The 18,382-nt window shown below is 69.9% G+C and carries 18 protein-coding genes; 4 read left to right on the top strand and 14 right to left on the bottom strand.

Annotated features, from left to right (window positions below; translation table 11 throughout):
• Positions 1–520 precede the first annotated feature (520 nt).
• Complete coding sequence (locus JWP65_RS08615; RefSeq protein WP_299762780.1) at positions 521–880, top strand: hypothetical protein; 360 nt, start codon at positions 521–523, stop codon at positions 878–880.
• 47 nt (positions 881–927) lie between these two features.
• Here JWP65_RS08615 and JWP65_RS08610 read toward each other — a convergent pair whose 3' ends face one another.
• The 6 genes from JWP65_RS08610 to mltG form a co-directional block, all read right to left on the bottom strand.
• Positions 928–1,575: an ankyrin repeat domain-containing protein gene (locus JWP65_RS08610; RefSeq protein ID WP_299762777.1), complete on the bottom strand. Its 648-nt coding sequence runs from the start codon at positions 1,573–1,575 to the stop codon at positions 928–930.
• An 8-nt stretch (positions 1,576–1,583) separates the two neighbouring features.
• Positions 1,584–2,390: a TatD family hydrolase gene (locus JWP65_RS08605; RefSeq protein ID WP_299762774.1), complete on the bottom strand. Its 807-nt coding sequence runs from the start codon at positions 2,388–2,390 to the stop codon at positions 1,584–1,586.
• Between the two features lie 70 nt (positions 2,391–2,460).
• Positions 2,461–2,823 (bottom strand): PilZ domain-containing protein, encoded by a 363-nt coding sequence (locus tag JWP65_RS08600; protein WP_299762771.1) that lies wholly within the window; start codon positions 2,821–2,823, stop codon positions 2,461–2,463.
• Positions 2,820–3,815, bottom strand: a complete 996-nt coding sequence (holB, locus tag JWP65_RS08595) for a DNA polymerase III subunit delta' (RefSeq protein WP_299762768.1) — start codon at positions 3,813–3,815, stop codon at positions 2,820–2,822. Before holB ends, JWP65_RS08600 begins: the two co-directional genes overlap by 4 nt.
• Entirely contained in the window at positions 3,812–4,456 is a 645-nt protein-coding gene (gene tmk, locus JWP65_RS08590; protein ID WP_299762783.1) for a dTMP kinase, read from the bottom strand. Before tmk ends, holB begins: the two co-directional genes overlap by 4 nt.
• Positions 4,457–4,458: 2 nt before the next feature.
• Positions 4,459–5,454: an endolytic transglycosylase MltG gene (gene mltG / locus JWP65_RS08585; RefSeq protein WP_299762765.1), complete on the bottom strand. Its 996-nt coding sequence runs from the start codon at positions 5,452–5,454 to the stop codon at positions 4,459–4,461.
• A 43-nt stretch (positions 5,455–5,497) separates the two neighbouring features.
• On the opposite strand from mltG, the gene JWP65_RS08580 reads away from it, so the two are divergent.
• Positions 5,498–6,415 carry a folate-binding protein gene (locus tag JWP65_RS08580; RefSeq protein WP_299762763.1) on the top strand — a complete coding sequence of 306 codons (918 nt, stop codon included), beginning with the start codon at positions 5,498–5,500 and terminating at the stop codon, positions 6,413–6,415.
• Here the strand turns inward: JWP65_RS08580 and JWP65_RS08575 are convergent.
• From JWP65_RS08575 to JWP65_RS08565, 3 genes are read right to left on the bottom strand one after another with little or no spacing between them, the layout of a single operon-like run.
• Entirely contained in the window at positions 6,412–8,604 is a 2,193-nt protein-coding gene (locus JWP65_RS08575) for an O-antigen ligase family protein (protein WP_299762760.1), read from the bottom strand. The genes JWP65_RS08580 and JWP65_RS08575 overlap by 4 nt on opposite strands.
• 37 nt (positions 8,605–8,641) lie before the next feature.
• Positions 8,642–9,511, bottom strand: a complete 870-nt coding sequence (locus JWP65_RS08570) for a YbgC/FadM family acyl-CoA thioesterase (protein ID WP_299762757.1) — start codon at positions 9,509–9,511, stop codon at positions 8,642–8,644.
• Positions 9,508–10,413, bottom strand: coding sequence for an alpha/beta hydrolase fold domain-containing protein (locus JWP65_RS08565; protein WP_299762781.1), 906 nt, complete (start codon positions 10,411–10,413; stop codon positions 9,508–9,510). The genes JWP65_RS08570 and JWP65_RS08565 overlap by 4 nt, the downstream gene beginning before the upstream one ends.
• A 107-nt stretch (positions 10,414–10,520) precedes the next feature.
• Here JWP65_RS08565 and JWP65_RS08560 point away from each other — a divergent pair, with 107 nt between their 5' ends.
• Positions 10,521–11,657 carry an iron-containing alcohol dehydrogenase gene (locus JWP65_RS08560; RefSeq protein ID WP_299762754.1) on the top strand — a complete coding sequence of 379 codons (1,137 nt, stop codon included), beginning with the start codon at positions 10,521–10,523 and terminating at the stop codon, positions 11,655–11,657.
• 3 nt (positions 11,658–11,660) lie between these two features.
• Here the strand turns inward: JWP65_RS08560 and JWP65_RS08555 are convergent, their stop codons facing one another.
• Both JWP65_RS08555 and JWP65_RS08550 read right to left on the bottom strand, forming a co-directional pair.
• Positions 11,661–12,749 (bottom strand): phospholipase, encoded by a 1,089-nt coding sequence (locus tag JWP65_RS08555; RefSeq protein ID WP_299762752.1) that lies wholly within the window; start codon positions 12,747–12,749, stop codon positions 11,661–11,663.
• An 8-nt stretch (positions 12,750–12,757) separates the two neighbouring features.
• Positions 12,758–15,076, bottom strand: a complete 2,319-nt coding sequence (locus JWP65_RS08550; protein WP_299762749.1) for a Tex family protein — start codon at positions 15,074–15,076, stop codon at positions 12,758–12,760.
• A 139-nt stretch (positions 15,077–15,215) separates the two neighbouring features.
• On the opposite strand from JWP65_RS08550, the gene JWP65_RS08545 reads away from it, so the two are divergent.
• Positions 15,216–15,932 carry a hypothetical protein gene (locus JWP65_RS08545; protein ID WP_299762746.1) on the top strand — a complete coding sequence of 239 codons (717 nt, stop codon included), beginning with the start codon at positions 15,216–15,218 and terminating at the stop codon, positions 15,930–15,932.
• 12 nt (positions 15,933–15,944) lie between these two features.
• On the opposite strand, the gene JWP65_RS08540 is transcribed toward JWP65_RS08545, so the two are convergent.
• The 3 genes from JWP65_RS08540 to JWP65_RS08530 form a co-directional block, all read right to left on the bottom strand.
• Positions 15,945–16,490: a methylated-DNA--[protein]-cysteine S-methyltransferase gene (locus JWP65_RS08540; protein WP_299762743.1), complete on the bottom strand. Its 546-nt coding sequence runs from the start codon at positions 16,488–16,490 to the stop codon at positions 15,945–15,947.
• Between the two features lie 10 nt (positions 16,491–16,500).
• Positions 16,501–17,454 carry a glutathione S-transferase family protein gene (locus JWP65_RS08535; protein WP_299762740.1) on the bottom strand — a complete coding sequence of 318 codons (954 nt, stop codon included), beginning with the start codon at positions 17,452–17,454 and terminating at the stop codon, positions 16,501–16,503.
• Positions 17,455–17,459: 5 nt separating this feature from the next.
• Positions 17,460–18,382: acyl-CoA dehydrogenase family protein (locus JWP65_RS08530; RefSeq protein ID WP_299762737.1), on the bottom strand; the 923-nt coding region annotated here is incomplete at its 5' end.

Here is an 18,382-nt window from a genome sequence, read left to right as displayed (position 1 = left end):
TGTGGCGGAGCGCGTTGCGTTAAGTGGTGGCGTGCTGCGCTATGGCCGGCGCACCGCTTACCGTCCGACGAATCTGTCGAGCCACGGCCAAGTGGCGCAGTTTTACGGTCCCGACATACAGCACGTTGCCACTAACGAGCGGGGTGACAGCCAGCGACCACCAGGTACCGTCTAAGCGCGCGAACGGCTTGAGCTCCGGAGACTCACTTGGGTTGCGTTCCGCGAGCGCCAAGGAGATGGAACCCTGTGGGTGGCACTGCAGTTGCGCACCGCGTCAACGGCAGCGGCAACCGCCGGCGGGCGCTAAGTCGTTGAGCCGGACCTCGGGGCGGGCCCTAATCATGAGAAAGCCAATCCGGATGCCGCGCTGACCACCACGAGCCCCGGTTTCTGCACTTGAGTTGACATAATACGCATCGTATCTGCGTTGAGGCCGGTTACCGCGAGCCCCCAAGAGCTGCAAACACCTGTAAAACCCGTTGCTTCGCGGCCCTTCGGCCAGAACTCGTTCGGGAGACTCATGCAAACCATCACACGACTGACCATCCTTTCCGCCATCGCGCTCCTCGCCGGCTGTGCCTCGCAGCCGCCGGCCGGCCCGCCGGGCAAGCACCTGGTGTACCGCGACTCCAATGGTGCCGCCACCCGCCAGTTCGACTATCCGGACATTGCCTTTTGCCAGCGCGTCGAAGCCTTGGCTGGCCGCAGCGCCCGTTGCCAGGCTGAAGCCGCCAGCGGCCTGGCCGCCAAGGCCACCTTGCGCTACAACCCGCCGGGCATCCTGGTGGAAGGCCATTATTCGGACCTCGGCCGCTGCCGCTCCGACACCGGCGGGCTGCCGGCCGGCGTCCAGTTGATCAATCCCTGCACCGCCAAGTGACCGGGGAAAGCTCCATCACTCCTTGAGGGCAGCAAGGCAGGCGGTTGTCACCACTTGCCTTTTGGCTGCTTTGTGCGAACGGCGGCGGCGATCATGTCCGCCGCCTCCGTGCGTCTGGCCCGGTTGGCGAAATCGATCGCCGTCAGTCCCAGTTCGTTGCGCATGGCCGTGTCCGCCCCGCCATCCAGCAGCAGTTTCACCGCCTGCGGCGAGCCGTAATGCGCCGCCATCATGAGCGGCGTCGTCTTGTTGGGTGACTGCGCGTCGATGAAGGCATGGTGCTCCAGCAGCAGCGCCATGATCTCCAGGTGCCCACCAGTGGCCGCGTAGTGCAGCGGCGTCCAGCCCGGCTTGTTGACGTCGGCATCGCGCGCGATGAGCTTGCGCACCATCTCGGTCTGGCCCTTCAGCGCCGCCATCATCAAGGGGCTTTCGTCCTTGGCCGTGCGCCATTCGACCTTGGTCTTGGGCCAGTCGATCAGCGCCTCGGCAGCCTTGAGCGAGCCGTCCCTCAAGGCGATGAACAAGCCCGGGACGCCGGCCGGGTCCGGGACGTTGGGGTCGAAACCGCGCTGCAGCAGTTCCTGGACGGCGCGCGGATTGTCGCGCTTGATGGCGATGAAGAAGTCTTCATACGAGCCCGCATTGGCCCAGGAAAATCCAATTAAGATACAAAGATACAGCAGCTTTTTCATGTCATTTCTCAAATCTTGGCGGGGCGGAACAGCTGCTCGAAATTGCTGCTGGTGCGCGCCGCGATCTCTTCCACCGCCAGCCCGCGCAACTCCGCCAGTTGCTTGGCCACGTACGGAACGTACGAGGGGTTGTTGGTCTTGCCACGATAAGGCACCGGCGCCAGGTAAGGGCTGTCGGTCTCGATCAGCAGGCGGTCCAGCGGCACCAAGCGCGCCACTTCGCGCAGGTCGGCCGCGCTCTTGAAGGTCAGGATGCCGGAAAACGAAACATAAAAGCCCAGGTCCAGCGCCGCCCGCGCCACTTGCGCGGTCTCGGTAAAGCAGTGGAACACGCCGCCCGCCGCCCCCGGCGCGCCGTCCTCGCCCTCCTCTTTCAGGATGGCGATGGTGTCGGCCGACGAAGCGCGGGTGTGGATCACCAGCGGCTTGGCGCATTGGCGCGCGGCGCGGATGTGCGTGCGGAAGCGATCTCGCTGCCACTCCATGTCGCCGACGCTGCGGCCGCCCTTGCGCTCTTGCATCTGGTAGTAGTCCAGCCCGGTCTCGCCGATGGCGACCACCTTGGGCCGTGCCGCCAGCTCCAGCAGCTTGTTCACCGTCGGTTCGGTGACGCCCTCGTTGTCCGGATGCACCCCGGCCGAAGCCCAGAAGTTGTCGTAGCGCATGGCCAGCGCATGCACGTCCTCGAACTCCTCCAGCGTGGTGCAGATGCACAGCGCGCGGTCGACGCCGGCCGCGGCCATGGCGGCGCGGATCTGCGGCAGCTGTTCGGCCAGTTCGGGAAAGCTCAGGTGGCAGTGGGAATCGACAAACATGGGGGCGTTGGCAAGGGCCAGAAAGCGCAGCGGCCGCGAATGCGGCCGTCCACGTTGAAATTGTAGGGACTCAGATGGTCTGCGTGGGCCGCTCGGATGCCAGGTGGCCGCCGAGGATCTCCTCGATCTTGACCTTGAGCAGCTTGGACTTGTCGTCCGCGGGAAAACGCACGCCGACACCCTGGGTGCGGTTGGCGGCGGCGCGGGCCGGCGTCACCCACGCCACCTTGCCGGCCACCGGATAGCGCTGGGGATCGTCCGGCAGCGACAGCAGCACGTAGACGTCATCGCCCAGCTTGTACTCGCGGCTGGTCGGGATGAACACGCCACCGTCGGAAAACAGCGGGATGTAGGCGGCATACAGCGCCGCCTTTTCCTTGATGGCCAGCTGGATGACGCTCGGGCGCGGGGTGGTGGAACTGGGATTGCTCATGAGGTGCCCCTGGAGTTTAGAGCCGTCTTCGCCTGGCTCACAAGGTCTTCCAGCATCAGCCCCGCGTTGAAAGGGTGTTCGACGGTGCGCGCGGTCTGCCCCAGCGAGCGCCACCAGGCGCTCAGCGCCGGCAAGGCGCAGGGCGGCGGCAGGTCCGCCGTGTCGAAGAAGCGCGGGGCTGCGCCGGACTGCACGGCCATCAGGTCGTGGCAGAGCTTTTGCATCGCCTCCACGGCCTGCGCCGGCCCCCAATCGGCCACCGTCGCGATGTCGCCTCGGGCCAATGCCTTGGGCCAGCGAGACCAGGCCTGGGCATCCAGGCCGCCCTGGTGCAGCCGCAATGCGTCCTCCGGCCGACCGCCTGCGGCACGCAGCAAGGCGGGTGCGGCGGCCGCCGGAACGCCCTCTTCCTGCAGCCAGGTCTGGGCCTGCGCCGGCTCCGGCCAGGCCAGCGTGTGGGCCTGGCAGCGGCTGCGGATGGTGGGCAGCAACTGGTGCGCCGCCTCGCTGGCCAGCACGAAGCGCATGTCCCCGGGCGGCTCCTCCAGCGTCTTGAGCAAGGCGTTGGCCGTCACGTGGTTCATGCGCTCGGCCGGATACACCAGCATCACCTTGCCGCGGCCGCGGCCGCTGGTGCGCTGGGCGAACTCCAGCGCATCGCGCATCGCGTCGATGCGGATTTCGCGGCTGGCCTTGCGCTTCTTGTCGTCGATGTCGGCCTGCGCTTTTTCGCCCAGCGGCCAGCCCAGCACCTGCATCGCAGTCTCCGGCATCAGCACCATCAGGTCGGTATGGGCCCGCGCTTCGAACTGGTGGCAGCTCGCGCATTCGCCGCAGGCACCATCGGGACTGGCGCGGTCGCACAGCCAGGCCTGGGCCATCGCCACCGCCAGGCTGTACTGGCCCAGGCCGGACGGGCCTTGCAGCAGCCAGGCATGGCCGCGCTGTGACAGCAGCTGGCGCAGCTGGGCCTGGATCCAGGGCGCCCTCATGACAGCAAGCCCCGCTGGCGCAGTCCGGCCTGGACGTCCTGCCAGACCTGCTCGCGCGGCTGGTCGGATGCGACCCGCAGGAAGCGGTTGGGGTCGGCGGCCAGCCGGGCCGCGTAAGCGGCCGCGACCCGGGCAAAGAACTCCTGCGGCTGCGACTCGAACTTGTCCGGCACCCGGGCGCCGGCAAGCCGGGTGGCGGCCACGGCCGGCGGCAGGTCGAACCAGACCGTCAGGTCTGGCTGGCGCAGGCTGTGCGGCCCCAGCGCGGGCACGGACTGCACCCAGCGCTCCAGCGTCGCCAGCACCTCGAGGTCGAAGCCGCGGCCGCCGCCTTGGTAGGCGAAGGTGGCGTCGGTGAAACGGTCGCACAGCACCACGTCGCTGCGCGCCAGGGCAGGCTCGATCACCTGCAGCAGGTGGTCGCGGCGGGCCGCGAACATCAGCAGGGCTTCCGTCAGCGCGTCCATGGGATCGTTCAGTGCCAGCGCCCGCAGTTGTTCGGCCAGCGGCGTGCCGCCCGGCTCGCGGGTGAGGACCACGCTGCGGCCCTGCGCGCGCAAGGCCTCGGCCAGCGCCCCGATGTGGGTCGACTTGCCGGCACCGTCGATGCCTTCGAAACTGATGAACGTGCCGCCTGCCACGGTCACTGGCCGCGCTGGTAGCGGTTGACGGCGCGGTTGTGCTCGTCGAGCGTCGCGCTGAACTGGCTGGCGCCGTCGCCCTTGGCCACGAAATAGAGGAACTTGCCCGGCGCCGGCTGCACCGCCGCCAGCAGCGACGCCTTGCCCGGCATGGCGATCGGCGTCGGCGGCAGCCCGGGGCGGGTGTAGGTGTTCCAGGGCGTGTCGGCCTGCAGGTCGACCTTGCGCAAATTGCCGTTGAAAGCCGCGCCCATGCCGTAGATGACGGTGGGGTCGGTCTGCAGCGGCATGCCGGTGCGCAGCCGGTTGTGGAACACCGAGGCGATCATGGTCCGGTCGGCGGCCTTGCCGGTTTCCTTTTCCACGATGCTGGCCAGCACCAGCGCCTCCTCCGGCGTTTTCACCGCGACATCCGGCGCGCGCCGGGCCCAGGCTTGCGCCAGTCGCTTGTCCATCGCCCGCATCGCGCGCTTGAGCACCGCCGTGTCGCTGCTGCCCTTGGCGTAGGTGTAGGTGTCGGGAAAAAAGCGCCCTTCGGGATGCACCCCTTCGCGGCCCAGCAGCTTCATCAGGTCGGTGTCGGCCAGGTCGCGCGTGTCCGGCTTGAGCTGGTCGCCCTTGGCCAGCGCGGCGCGCACCTGGCGGATGTTCCAGCCTTCGACCAGCGTGACGGCGCGCAGGGCTTCCTCGCCACGCGCGAGCTTGTCCAGCAGGCGGCGCGGCGTGATGCCGCGCTCGACTTCGTAGTTGCCGGCCTTGATCTGCGGCGCCTGTCCGGAAACGCGGAACCAGGCGTACAGCAGCTCGGGCTCGACGTCGACGCCGGCGTCGCGCACCGCGCGAGCCACCGCCCGCGGCACCGTGCCCGGCTCGATCACCAGGTCCACCGTCGGCGTCGCCAGCGGCAACGGCCGCTCCAGCCACCACCAGCCGGCCGCGGCGACGCCGAGCGCGACCAGCAGCGCCAGCAGGAAAAGGGATTTCAGCAAGCGCAGCACCGTGCTCCTCTCGTGGGATTCAACGGGCCATGATAATTCAGGCATGACCCTCCACCTGAACGGCACCGCTCCCCTGCCCCATCTGGGCGTGATCCGCGTCCTGGGCGAAGACGCAGCCACCTTCCTGCACGGCCAGCTGACGCAGGATTTCGCCCTGCTCGGACCGGCCGAGGCGCGGCTGGCAGCCTTTTGCAACGCCAAGGGCCGGATGCAGGCCAGCTTCATCGGCCTGCAGCGCGAGCCCAACGAGATCCTGCTGGTCTGCAGCCGCGACCTGCTGGCCGCCACCCTCAAGCGGCTGTCGATGTTCGTGCTGCGGGCCAAGGCAAAGCTGAGCGACGCCAGCGGGGACTTCACGCTGCGTGGGCTGGCCGGCCAAGCCTTGCAGGCCGTGCAGCCAGGATCGCACGCACCCTGGTTTGTCACCGCTGCCGGGGCCGCCCGGGTCGTGCGCCTCTATCCGCTGGACGGCCAGCCGCGCGCCCTGTGGATCGCCCCGGCCGGCGAGCCGGCTCCGGCCGGCCCAGGGATCGACGCGGCCGTGTGGCAGTGGTCGGAGGTGCGCAGCGGCGTCGCCACCTTGTCGGCGCCGGTGGCCGAAGCCTTCGTGCCGCAGATGCTGAACTACGAGTCGATCGGCGGCGTCAACTTCAAGAAGGGCTGCTATCCGGGCCAGGAAGTCGTGGCGCGCAGCCAGTTCCGCGGCACCATCAAGCGCCGTGGCTACCTGGTGCATGCCGACACCGAACTGGCCGCCGGCATGGAGGTGTTCCAGGCCGCCGAGGCGGAGCAACCGGCCGGCACGGTGGCGCAGGCCGCCGCCAGTCCGGGGGGCGGCTGGGACGCCATCGTGTCGCTCCAGGTGGCCGCGTTCGAAGCCGGCGACCTGCACGCGGGCAGCGCCGCCGGCCCTGCCCTGCACGTGCTGCCTCTGCCCTACCTGCTGCTGGCGGACATCTAGAACTCCTGCCGCAGTCGGTCGCGGTACGCCAGCGGCACCTGCCGCAGCAAGTCGGCTTGCTCGTCCGCGCTGCGGGCCAGAGCGAGCCCGGCGCGGAACGCTTGCAGCGCCTTGGCCGGCTCGTTCAGTTCGTTGGCGTAGATGGTGCCCAGCTGCACCTGGCCGCGGGGGCGCGACTCGGGGTACTCGTTCATGCGCTGGTCCAGGGCGCGCAGCGCCAGCGGGATGTCGCCGCTGCGCCAGGCCAGCACCACCATGGCGTTGAGCAGGTCGAAGTCGGTGATCCCCTCCTCGACCGACCGGCGGGCCAGCGCCAGGGCCTTGGCCTCATCGCCGCTGCGCGCCAGTAGCACCACTTCCAGCGACCGTACCGCCGGCGCCTGCGGCTGGATGCGCCTGGCGCGCTCGAGGTGTGCCAGCGCGAGGTCCGGCCGGCCCATCGCGGAGCGCCCACGCGCCGCATTGGTGATGAGGGCCGCCACGTTGGGCCGGGACTGCAGCACGCTTTCCCAGATCCAGGTCGCGTTGGCCCAGTCGCCCCACTTGGCCAGCTCGTCGGCCACCATCGGGGTGATCTTGCGGTAGTGCGGGTTGATGGCCACGCCCTCGCGCACCAGCTGCAGCATTTCCTCTTGCGCCGCGTCGTGCCGTGGGTGGTCCGCAGCGCCGCTGGCGCTGATGGACAGGGCGATCTTGGCCGCCATGACCAGCTTGTGTTCGCTCTCGGCGGCCCGCTGCGTGATGAACAAGGCCAGGCCCAGGCACGCCAGGGTGGCCACCATCGCACCCTTGGCGATCGCCGGTGACCAGCGCAGCGGCCGCGCCAGCAGCCCGCCGCGCCAGCCCAGGCGCGCATCGGAGGCCGCCAATGCGCCCACGCAGATCGCGAACAACGCACCGGTGGCGGCCATCCGCCAGGGAAAGCCGATGCACGAGACGATCAGCAGCGCCAGCAGGCTGCACAGGAGCACCGCACGCCCCGGCCGCTCGGCGTCGCCCACCGTGCCCGGCCCGCCGGCCCAGCTGCGCCAGGCGGCCAGCAGCAAGTAGCCCAGCAGCAGCACCAGGAACAGCCAGCCGACCAGCCCGAACTCCGCCACCAGCTGCAGGAACTCGTTGTGGACGTAGTAGTCCGTTTCCAGCTGCGAGCCTGCTGCCTGATACAGCGGAATCTCGTTCTCCCACGCGCCGGCGCCGAGCCCGGCGAACGGCCGGGCCTGAATCGCCGTGGCGGTCGCGCGCCACATCACCATGCGCACGCCGAGCGAGGGATCGCCCGGGCCGATCGACTGGGTGCGGCCGATGCCGCGTTCGAGCCCGCTCGCGCCCCGCGCCTCTTCCAGGATCCTGGGGTTGCTGCTGGGGATGAAGCCGAGCCCCACCACCGTCGCGACCAGCAAGGCCGGCACCACGATGCGCCAGGTCCGGGGCCACCCGGTCCAGGCCAGCTGCCGCCGGCACCGCCACGCCACCAGGGGCAGCAGCACCAGCAACTGCAGCCACAGGGCCAGCAAGGCGCCGCGCGTTCCGGTCATCAGGATGGCGGCGATCACCAGGCCGGTGCTCAAGGCCAGGCCGGCCGCGACCGCGCCCCGGCGCGTGCGCGCCAGCAGCAGCCAGGAAAACGGCAAGGTGCAAACCACGAACTCGGCGAAGAAGTTGCGGTTGACGAAGGTCGATGCCGGGTTGGGCCCTTGCGGGAACAGGTCGAAGCCGAACCAGAACTGCAGCGCGGCCCACAACGACGCCACCGCCGCCCCGGCATGGATGCCCCAGGCCAGCCAGGACAGCCGCTCGCGCGACAGCGTGTTCAGGGCCACCCACGCCAGCAGGGCGAAGACGAACCAGCGCACGGCTTCCACCCCGGCCAGGTAGGTGTGCGACCAGGCCATGCTGCCCAGCGCGTAGGCCAGCAGCAGCAGCGGCAACCAGACCACGCCGTGCCAACGCAGCGGCTCGCTGCGGGCGCGCACGTGCAGGAACAGCAACAGCGCCGCAAACAAGGCGCAGAACGACACCACGATGGACTTCAAGGTGTCCTGCAGCATCAGCTCGTGCGGCACGCCCAGCGCCGGCGCCAGGAACATCATCGCCGCCAGCATCGCGGCGGCCCAGGCCGAGCCTGGCGCCTCGCCGGGGAATGGCACCTGCGCGGCAACCGCGACCGGCTCGCGGCTGACCGCGGGCACGGATGCGGCGCCGGATCGGCGTTTGCGGGCCACCGGCTCAGCGCGCCAGCGGCAAGGCGCTGGTCATGGTCAGGTGCGGGATGCCGGCTTCCTCGAATGGTTCACCTTGCGGCTCGAACCCGAGCCGCGCATAAAAGGATCTGGCGGTGCGCTGCGCGTGCAGCGCCAGGCTGGCGTCGCCGCGCCGCTGCGCCGCCTCGGCCAGGGCGCGCAGCACCTGCTCGCCGAAGCCGCAGCCGCGCAGCACCTGGTGCACCGCCATCCGGCCGACCTTGGCCTGCCCTGCTTCGGCCGGCAGCAGCCGCCCGGTGGCGACCGGTTGCCCCAGCCGGTTGTAGGCCACGGCATGGACCGCGCCGGCATCCGCGTCGTCCCATTCCAGTTCGGCCGGGATCCGCTGCTCCTGCACGAACACCGCGGTGCGGATGCGCCCGGCGTCGGCGCCCAGTTCCGCCCAGCTGCCGGTTTTCACCTCCAGCATGGCCTCCCCGGCCTCGAAGCCGGTCAGCATGGCGCGCAACAACGGCGGCACCGGGCGCGAGGTCTGAGTCGCCGGGTCGGCGAACACGTACAGCAGCTCGCAGGTGATCAGCAGATCTTCGCCGCGGAAGATCGCGCCTTGGAACTGCATCGAGGAATTGCCGATGCGGGCGCAGCGGATGCCCACGTCCAGCCGGTCGTCCATGCGGGCCGAGGCGTGGAATTCGATGCCGGCCTTCTTGACGTAGATGTCGCCGTCCAGCGCGTGCATGCCCTCTTCGTACGGCATCGCCAGCGCCCGCCAGTAGTCGGCGACGGCGGTGTCGAAGTACATCAGGTAGTGGGCATTGAAGACGATCTTCTGCATGTCCACTTCGGCCCAGCGCACCCGCAGCTGGTGAAAGAACCGGAACTCTTCTCTTGTCATGTGTGCAGTGCGTGGCGCAAGGCGGCGGCGGCGGCGGCATGGGCCTGCCGTGCTTCGGGCAACGCGCGCCCCATCTTGATGAATTCGTGGGTGACGCCGCGGTAGATCTCCAGGTCGACCGCGACGCCGGCTGCCCGCAGTTTATCCGCGTAGGCCAGGCCGTCGTCCACCAGCGGGTCGCACTCGGCCAGCCCGAACCAGGCCGGCGCCACGCCATCCACGTCCGGCGTGTTCAGCGGCGCGAAGCGCCAGTCGCCGCGCTCGCCCGCGTCGATGTAGTGGCCGAAGAAATACTCGATATGCGCCTGCTCCAGCACCAGCCCCTGGTGGTAACGGGCATGCGAAGGCGCCTCCTGGTTGGCCGCGCAGCCTGGATAGAACAGCAATTGCAGCCGCAGCGGAATGCCGGCGTCGCGCGCCAGCGTGGCGCAGACGGTGGCCAGTGTGCCGCCGGCGCTGTCGCCGCCGATGGCGATGGGCCCCAGGGCGAGCGCAGCGGCGTTGGCGGCCAGCCACTGCGTGGCGTCCCAGGCGTCGTCCACCGCGGTGGGAAAGCGCTGTTCCGGCGCCAGCCGGTAGCCCACCGACAGCACCGCGCAGCCGGCCAGCCGCGCCAGCGTGCGGCACAAGGTGTCGTGCGAATCGATGCTGCCGATGGTGAAGCCGCCGCCGTGGAAGTACAGCAGCGCCGGCAGCACGCCGTCGGCCGGTCGGTACAGGCGCGCCGGGATCCGCGTGCCGTCGCGCGCGGGCAACTCCAGGTCGGCCACGGCGAACAGATCCGGCCGCGGCACGTCCAGCACGCCGGCCCCGAGCTCATAAGCCGCCCTCGCCTGCCGCGGCGCCAGCGTGTACAGCGGCTGATGGCCGGCGCGCGCCATGCGTTCCAGCACCGAGCGCATCGGCGGCGTGAGTTCGGGAAAGTGCGAAAGGAATGTCACGCGGATGGCAGCGAGCGGGCAGCGCCCTGGCGTACAGTGAGGTCCGTCATCCTAAGCGACGCACACCCATGGCCTTGATCTACTACGTGACGCAGATCCACTTCGACTTCGGCGCCATCCAGCTGCTGCGGCAGGAATGCGAGCGGGTCGGCATCAGCCGGCCGCTGGTCGTCACCGACCAGGGCGTCAAGGCCGCCGGCGTGCTGCAAAAGGCACTGGACGCGCTGGGCGGCATGCCGCACGCGGTGTTCGACCAGACGCCTTCCAATCCCACCGAAGCGGCGGTGCGCGCCGCCAGCGCGATCTACCAGGCGCAGGGTTGCGACGGCCTGGTCGCCGTCGGCGGCGGCTCGGCGATCGACTGCGCCAAGGGCGTGGCCATCGCCGCCACCCACGCAGGTCCGCTGACCCACTACGCCACCATCGAGGGCGGTTCGCCGCGCATCACCGACAAGGTGGCGCCGCTGATCGCCGTGCCCACCACCAGCGGCACCGGCAGCGAGGTGGCGCGGGGCGCCATCATCATCGTGAACGACCACCGCAAGCTGGGCTTCCACTCCTGGCACCTGGTGCCGAAGGCGGCGATCTGCGATCCGGAGCTGACCTTCGGCATGCCGGCGAAGCTGACGGCGGCCACCGGCATGGACGCGATCGCGCACTGCATGGAAACCTTCATGTCGACCGCCTTCAATCCGCCGGCGGACGGCATCGCACTGGAAGGCTTGCAGCGCGGCTGGTCGATGATCGAGCGGGCCACCCGCGACGGCAGCGACCGCGAAGCCCGGCGCGACCTCATGAGCGCCTCGATGCAAGGCGCCCTGGCGTTCCAGAAAGGCCTGGGCTGCGTGCACTCCCTCAGCCACAGCCTGGGCGGGGTCGATCCGCGGCTGCATCACGGCACGCTGAACGCAGTCTTCCTGCCGGCCGTGATCCGCTTCAACGCCGGCGCGCCGCAGGTGCAAAAGGAAAAGCGGCTGGAGCGGATGGCCCATGCGATGGGGCTGGCCTCGCCGCACGACATCCCGGAAGCGGTGCGGTCCATGACGCTGCGGCTGGGCCTGCCGTCGCGGCTGGGCGAGCTGGGCGTGCAGCGCGAATGGTTCGACCAGATCATCGATGGCGCGCTGGCCGACCATTGCCACAAGACCAATCCGCGCGAAGCCAGCCGCGCGGATTACCGGGCGATGCTGGAAACGTCAATGTAAGGACTAAAGCGCCTCCACCCGCCCCGGGTCCGGCCGCTCCAGCCACCGCGCGAATTCATCGGCCAGCTGCGCGCTGGCCCGTGCCGCCGTGGTCCAGGCCTTGATCCGCCCTTGCAGATCGCTGCCGTAGCGCTTGAAGTCGGTCCGGTCCGGCAGCTTGCCGTTCGGCAGCCCGCGCACCCACTGCGGATCCGGCGCCAGCACGATCATCGCGTCCAGGAACGAGGTGGACCGGTGCCGGCGCCTGAAGCCCTTGTCCAGCCAGCCGGGCACCAGGGACTGCTGGAAGTGGGGATACAGCACCAGGTTGGGGCCGGCGCCGCAGTCGTATTTCAGGTGCAGGTGGTAGTCGGTAATGCCGCCGTCCCAGTAGGCGCCGGGCGGCGCGCCGGGGATGTCGTGCACCGCATCCAGCAGGAACGGGATCGAGCAGCTGGCCTGCACCGCCGGCTGGAAGTTCGCCTCGGTCAATGCCACCTGCCGGGTCGGGAAGTCGTCGACGCCGAACGGCAGCGGGCACGCATCGCCGGCCTGCGGCACCGAGAACACCAGGCGCTCCAGCCACAGGCCCAGCGCCTTGCGGTGCACGGTGTTGGCCAGGAAGGCGCCCAGGTAGCCCAGCGGCGTGGCCACCCGATGCTGGCGCGCCAGCAGGTGCCGCCCGCGCGAGGTGACCACGTGCAGCCGCAAGCGCGGATGCGTCAGCACCTGCTGCACCCGCCCGCCGAAAAAGGCCTGCAGGTTCTCGCCGAAGCGTTGCGACACCATGGCGGCCGTCGGCAGCTTGCGCCCCGGCGGCAGCTCGTAATGCTGGGCGATGTAGTCGCGCTCCAGCCGCTCGAAGGCCTGCACCGGCTTGTCAAGGCAGCCCGTGGCCATGCGCCAGGCGCCGATCGAGGCGCCCACCAGGTGGATGGGATGCGTGGTTTGCGGCAGCCAGTGCCCGAACAGGAAGCGGTCCAGCGGCCCGAGCACCAGGCCCTTGGGTCCACCGGCCGCCGCCGGCACCACGCCGACGTCGCCGGCCCGCAAGCCGTGCTGCGCGATGTGCCGGCGCGCGGTCGGGCCGGCGTAGATGCGCAGGGCGGGCATGCGCGCCGCTACTTGCGCAACCCTTGCAGCTTGGCCAGGGCCCCTTGCATCGCGCCGCCAATCTGCGGATTGGCCGGCGCGCGCTGGCCCCGGCCCGCGCCTTCGTACTTGTTTTCGCGCGGCCCGCCGGGACGCGCCACCGGCGCGCCCAGCTTCATGGTCAGGCTGATGCGCTTGCGCACCGGATCGACTTCGAGCACCTTGACCTTGACGATGTCGCCGGTCTTGACCACCTCGCGCGCGTCGGTGACGAACTTGTGCGACAGCTGGCTCACGTGCACGAGGCCGTCCTGGTGCACGCCCAGGTCGATGAAGGCGCCGAACGCCGCCACGTTGCTCACCGTGCCCTCCAGCTCCATGCCGGGCTGCAGGTCCTTGATGTCGTCGACGCCGTCGTTGAAGCGCGCCACCTTGAAGTCCGGGCGCGGGTCGCGGCCCGGCTTTTCCAGCTCGCCCAGGATGTCCTTGACCGTGATGACGCCGAACTTGTCGTTGGCGAACAGCTCGGGTTTCAGCGTCTTGAAAACCTCGGCCCGCCCCATCAGTTCCTGCACCGGCTTGCCGGCGTGCGCCAGGATCTTCTCGACCACCGGATACGTTTCGGGGTGCACGCCGGTCATGTCCAGCGGGTTCTCGCCGCCGCGGATGCGCAGGAACCCGGCGCTTTGCTCGAAAGTCCTGGGGCCCAGGCCGCTGACCTGCAGCAGCTGCTGGCGGCTGCGGAAGGCGCCGTTGGACTCGCGCCAGTGCACCACCGCCTTGGCCACGGTGCCCGACAGGCCCGAGACGCGCGCCAGCAGCGGCGCGCTTGCCGTGTTCAGGTCGACGCCGACCGCGTTCACGCAATCTTCGACCACGGCTTCCAGCGTCCTGGCCAGCTCGCTCTGGTTGACGTCGTGCTGGTACTGGCCCACGCCGATCGCCTTGGGATCGATCTTGACCAGCTCGGCCAGCGGATCCTGCAGCCGCCGCGCGATGCTGGCGGCGCCGCGCAGGCTCACGTCGACGTCCGGCATTTCCTTGGACGCATATTCGCTGGCCGAATAGACCGAGGCGCCAGCTTCGCTGACCACGATCCGCTGCATGCCTTCGATGCGCTTCATCAGATCGGCGGCCAGCTTGTCGGTCTCGCGGCTGGCGGTGCCGTTGCCGATCGCGATCAGGGTCACGCCGTGCTTGCGGCACAGGGCCGCCAGCGTGTGCAGCGCGCCGTCCCAGTCGCGGCGCGGCTCGTGCGGAAACACGGTGGAGGTGTCGACCAGCTTGCCGGTGGCATCGACGACGGCCACCTTGACGCCGGTGCGGATGCCGGGGTCCAGCCCCATCACCACCCGCGGGCCGGCCGGGGCGGCCAGCAGCAGGTCGCGCAGGTTGTCGGCGAACACGCGGATCGCAACCTTCTCGGCGTCCTCGCGCAGCCGCGCGAACAGGTCACGTTCGGTCGACAGCGACAGCTTCACGCGCCAGGTCCACGCCACGCACTTGCGCAGCAGGTCGTCGGCGGCGCGGCCTTTGTGGCTCCAGCCCAGGCGCAGCGCGATCTTGCCTTCGGCCAACGATGGCTTGCCGGGCTCGGGCTCCACCGGCAGCACCAGCTTGACGTCCAGCAGCTCCAGCGTGCGGCCGCGAAACACGGCCAGCGCGCGGTGCGAGGGCACGCGCCCGATCGGCTCGTCAAAGTCGAAGTAGTCGCGGAACTTGGAGATGTCGGGGTTGTTCTCGTCCTTGCCGGCCGACAACTTCGACTTGAGCAGACCTTCGCTCCACAGCCATTCGCGCAGCGACTGGACCAGAACAGCGTCTTCGGCCCAGCGCTCGGACAGGATGTCGCGCACGCCATCCAGCACGGCCGGCACGCTGGTGAAATCCTCGCCGCCTTCGCCTTTTTCCGTCCTGACGAACGGCACCGCCTCGGCGGCCGGGTCCAGCGTGGGGTCGGCCCACAGCAGGTCGGCCAGCGGCTCGATGCCCGACTCGCGGGCGATCTGGCCCTTGGTGCGGCGGCGCGGCTTGAACGGCAGGTACAGGTCTTCCAGTTCCTGCTTGGTCGGCGCGGCTTCCAGGGCGGCGCGCAGCTGCGGGGTCAGCTTGCCTTGCTCCTCGATGCTCTTGAGCACCGCCGCGCGCCGGTCTTCCAGCTCGCGCAGGTAGGACAGCCGGGCTTCCAGCTCGCGCAGCTGGATGTCGTCGAGCCCGGCGGTGGCTTCCTTGCGGTAGCGCGCGATGAACGGGACGCTGGCGCCGCCGTCGAGCAACTCCACCGCGGTGCGCACCTGGGTTTCATTGACGCTGAGTTCGGCGGCGATCTGCCTCAGGATTTTCTGCATGGGGGACTTGCCAGGGCACGGGGAGCGGGAAAGCGGGCGAGTTTGCCACATACCCGCGTACAGCCGGACGGCGCACCGGCTGACAGGAAACGGCCCGTAACTGAAGAGAATGGCTGCATTGCCTGCCAAGGAGTTTTCCATGCGTTCTCGTGCCGTCGTGCTCCTCGTAGCCATCCTGCTGGTCGCCGGCTTCGCCGCCCTCAACTGGGGCGAAGTCATCCGGCCGGCCCCGCTCTTGTTCGGACCCGTGGTCATGGACGCGCCACTTGGCGCCATCCTGCTGGGCCTGCTGCTGCTGGCCACCGTCGCTTTCGTGCTCGCCGCCGGCGCGATCCGCACCCAGTCGCTGGTCGAGTCCCACACACACCACAAGACCCTGGAAGCGCAGCGCACCCTGGCCGACAAGGCCGAGGCGTCTCGCTTCACCGACCTGCGCCAGCACCTGGACACGCAGCTGCGTGAACTGCGCGAACGTGATGCCCTGGCCGCCACCGAGTTCCAGAAGTCGGTGGTGCAGGGCCAGCGCGAACTGCGCACCCAGCTCGAGCAGATCAACCGCACCCTGGCGGCCCGCCTGTCCGAGATGGAACACCGGCTGGAAAACCGGTTCGAGCGCGTGCCCGGCTACGGCCCGGCCTCCTCGGTGCCGGCCACCATGCGCGCCGAGCATGTGCAGGCCACGGCCGACCGCCACGAAGCCGCGCAGGACATGGAACTGCGGGAAGCCCAGTTGCGCGAGGAGCATGCCCGCACCGAGCCGACCATGACGGCGACGGCGACGGAGCCGACCCGAGACGACCGCATTGCGGCGACCGGCGAGCGGCCGGCCGAATCGGGCTGGCGCCGCTGGTTCTAGCCCGCCACCCCGCTAGTCGAACAAGCCCGGTTCCCCATCGAACCGGGCTTGTTCTATTTCCAGCAGGCGCAGCTTGGTGGCCGCGCCGCCTTCGGCCGAAAAGCCGCCCGCCCGGCCGCCGGCGGCCAGGATGCGGTGGCACGGCACCACCGGCGCGAACGGGTTGTGGCCCAGCGCCTGGCCCACCGCCCGCGACCCGCCCCGATCGCCGATACGGCGCGCCAGTTCTCCATAAGTGACCACCTCGCCTGGCGGGATGGCACGCGCCGCTTCGTAGACGCGCTGGTGAAAGGCCGGCACGGTGCCCAGGGCCAACGGCAGGTCGCGCAAGTCGTCGCGCTCGCCTTGCAGCAGGCGCCGGATGCGCATGATCGCCGCCTGGACGAACGGCGGCGGCGCTGCTTCGGGCACGGTGCCGAACGGCCGGCACAGGCGCGCCCGCGTTCCGGCCGGCGTCGCCTCGGGCAGTTGCACCGCTACCAATGCGGCTTCGTTCCAAGCCAGTCCGCACTCGCCGACGGCGGTTTCGAACAGGCAGTGGCCGAGCGCGCTGCGCATGGTCCCGGCTTCAGGCCGGCTGCGCGGCCCGCAGCACGTAGCCGATGCGGGGAAAGTGCACGTGCAGCAGTCCCGCGCGATCGTCGGTGCGACGCAGGCTGTAGTGGGTGCGGGTGGCGGCCATCAGCTCGCCCTCGGTTGGCTCGGCGCCGAACGACTCCGCAGTGATCGTCACGCGGCTGCCCAGGGCGATGCCGTGGTCGTCCTGGAAGGCGCTGTCGATCAGCAGATTAGCCCCGGGCGGCTGCGGTTCGGCGGCCGCGGCCAGCGCCACTGCGTCGGCCGCGGCCAGCCTGGTCATCGGGCCGTGGCCGATCGCCGCCACCCGGTCGGCCCACTCGGCGACCGAAGGCGTGGCGTCCAGGATGCCGGCCAGCGCCGGGACCTGGGTGCGCGTGTACCAGATGCCGTGGTAAGCCGAGAAGTCGGCCACGCACGGCTCCATGCCGAACAGGAAGTCATGTTCGTCGGCCATGTTGGCGATGCGGCGCAGGTAGGAGCGGTAGGCCGAGGTGGCGTCGCCGGCACGCAGCCGGACCATGTTGCCGGTCATCGCCTTGCGGTCTTCGGCAAAGGCCCTGGCGGCTTCGGGCGGCATGTTGGCGAACACCTGGGCCGCGCCCCTGGGCTGCAGGCAATAGCCCATGGCGGCCCAGAACAGCGTCGAGTCGGCCCACTGCGCGAAGATCCTGCAGGCGCCCTTGAGGTGCGGCGGGTACAGCGTGGGTTCGGGCCGGATGTGCTCCAGCACGTCGCAGATCAGCGCGGTGTCGCAGTAGATGTCGGCGCCGACCTGCAGCACCGGTGTGCGGCGGTAGCCGCCGGTGAGCGCCAGCACGTCGGGCTTGGGCATGACCACCGGGACGTGGACCGACTTCCAGGGCAGCTTCTTGGAGCCCAGGACCAGGCGGATCTTCTCGGAGAACGGCGAGCTCGGGAAGTTGTGCAGGATCAGATCGTTCATGGGGTTCATTGCGGCATCGCGCGTTGCAGGATGGCGTCGAAATCGGTGCCGGCGGCGAGGGTGCCGAAAGACTGGCCCCAGTTGCCGGCCAGCCGGGCGTCGCAAAAGGCGGCGAACACCGCGGGCGGCGCCGTCTGGTGCAGCAAGGCGGCCTGCACGGCCAGCGCGACGTCCTGCGCCAGCCGGCGCGCCTCGATCTCGCTGGCCATCTCCTCCACCCGCGTCGGCAGGCTGGCCGCCAGCCGGTCCAGCGCCGGGTGCGCGCCGCGGGCCGGCGCCAGTTCCTGGGCCAGTGCTTCGACGGCATCGGCCTTGCGAAGCGCCCGCAGCAGGTCCAGCGCCATGATGTTGCCGGCGCCTTCCCAGATGGAATTGAGCGGCATCTCGCGGTAGATGCGGGCCATCACGCCCTCGCCGCCCTCCTCGACGTAGCCGTTGCCGCCCAGGCACTCCATGGCTTCCTGGGCGAAGTGGCTGCCCCGCTTGCAGATCCAGAACTTGGCCACCGGGGTGAGCAGCCGCGCCATCGCGGCCTCGTGCGGATCGTCGCGGCGGTCGATCGCGCGGGCCAGGCGCAGCGACAGGGCCGTGGCCGCCTCGCTTTCCAGCGCCAGGTCGGCCAGCACGTTGCGCATCAGCGGCTGGTCCAGCAGCCTCTTGCCGAACGCCTGGCGTTGCCGGGTGTGGTCCAGCGCCAGCGACAGCGCCTGCCGCATCAGCCCGGTGGTGCCCAGCGCGCAATCGAGCCGCGTGAGCGTGCCCATCTCCAGGATCTGCTGGATGCCGCGGCCTTCCTCGCCGATCAGCCAGCCGTGCGCGCCTTCGAATTCGACTTCCGCGCTCGCGTTCGCCTTGTTGCCGAGCTTGTCCTTCAGGCGCTGGATGCGCAACGCGTTGGCGGCGCCCGAGCGCGGACCCTCGTTGACCC

The organism is Ramlibacter sp. (genome assembly GCF_028292805.1).
Lineage (GTDB): Bacteria > Pseudomonadota > Gammaproteobacteria > Burkholderiales > Burkholderiaceae_C > Ramlibacter.
This window is presented reverse-complemented; position numbering and strand designations above follow the sequence as displayed.

Coding starts and splice junctions, on each gene's coding strand:
- JWP65_RS08615 (WP_299762780.1), top strand. CDS start 521: ATGCAAACCATCACACGACTGACCATCCTTTCCGCCATCGCGCTCCTC.
- JWP65_RS08580 (WP_299762763.1), top strand. CDS start 5,498: ATGACCCTCCACCTGAACGGCACCGCTCCCCTGCCCCATCTGGGCGTG.
- JWP65_RS08550 (WP_299762749.1), bottom strand. CDS start 15,076: ATGCAGAAAATCCTGAGGCAGATCGCCGCCGAACTCAGCGTCAATGAA.
- JWP65_RS08560 (WP_299762754.1), top strand. CDS start 10,521: ATGGCCTTGATCTACTACGTGACGCAGATCCACTTCGACTTCGGCGCC.
- JWP65_RS08570 (WP_299762757.1), bottom strand. CDS start 9,511: ATGACAAGAGAAGAGTTCCGGTTCTTTCACCAGCTGCGGGTGCGCTGG.
- JWP65_RS08555 (WP_299762752.1), bottom strand. CDS start 12,749: ATGCCCGCCCTGCGCATCTACGCCGGCCCGACCGCGCGCCGGCACATC.
- JWP65_RS08600 (WP_299762771.1), bottom strand. CDS start 2,823: ATGAGCAATCCCAGTTCCACCACCCCGCGCCCGAGCGTCATCCAGCTG.
- JWP65_RS08535 (WP_299762740.1), bottom strand. CDS start 17,454: ATGAACGATCTGATCCTGCACAACTTCCCGAGCTCGCCGTTCTCCGAG.
- holB (WP_299762768.1), bottom strand. CDS start 3,815: ATGAGGGCGCCCTGGATCCAGGCCCAGCTGCGCCAGCTGCTGTCACAG.
- JWP65_RS08605 (WP_299762774.1), bottom strand. CDS start 2,390: ATGTTTGTCGATTCCCACTGCCACCTGAGCTTTCCCGAACTGGCCGAA.
- JWP65_RS08545 (WP_299762746.1), top strand. CDS start 15,216: ATGCGTTCTCGTGCCGTCGTGCTCCTCGTAGCCATCCTGCTGGTCGCC.
- JWP65_RS08610 (WP_299762777.1), bottom strand. CDS start 1,575: ATGAAAAAGCTGCTGTATCTTTGTATCTTAATTGGATTTTCCTGGGCC.
- JWP65_RS08540 (WP_299762743.1), bottom strand. CDS start 16,490: ATGCGCAGCGCGCTCGGCCACTGCCTGTTCGAAACCGCCGTCGGCGAG.
- JWP65_RS08565 (WP_299762781.1), bottom strand. CDS start 10,413: ATGCGCTCGGTGCTGGAACGCATGGCGCGCGCCGGCCATCAGCCGCTG.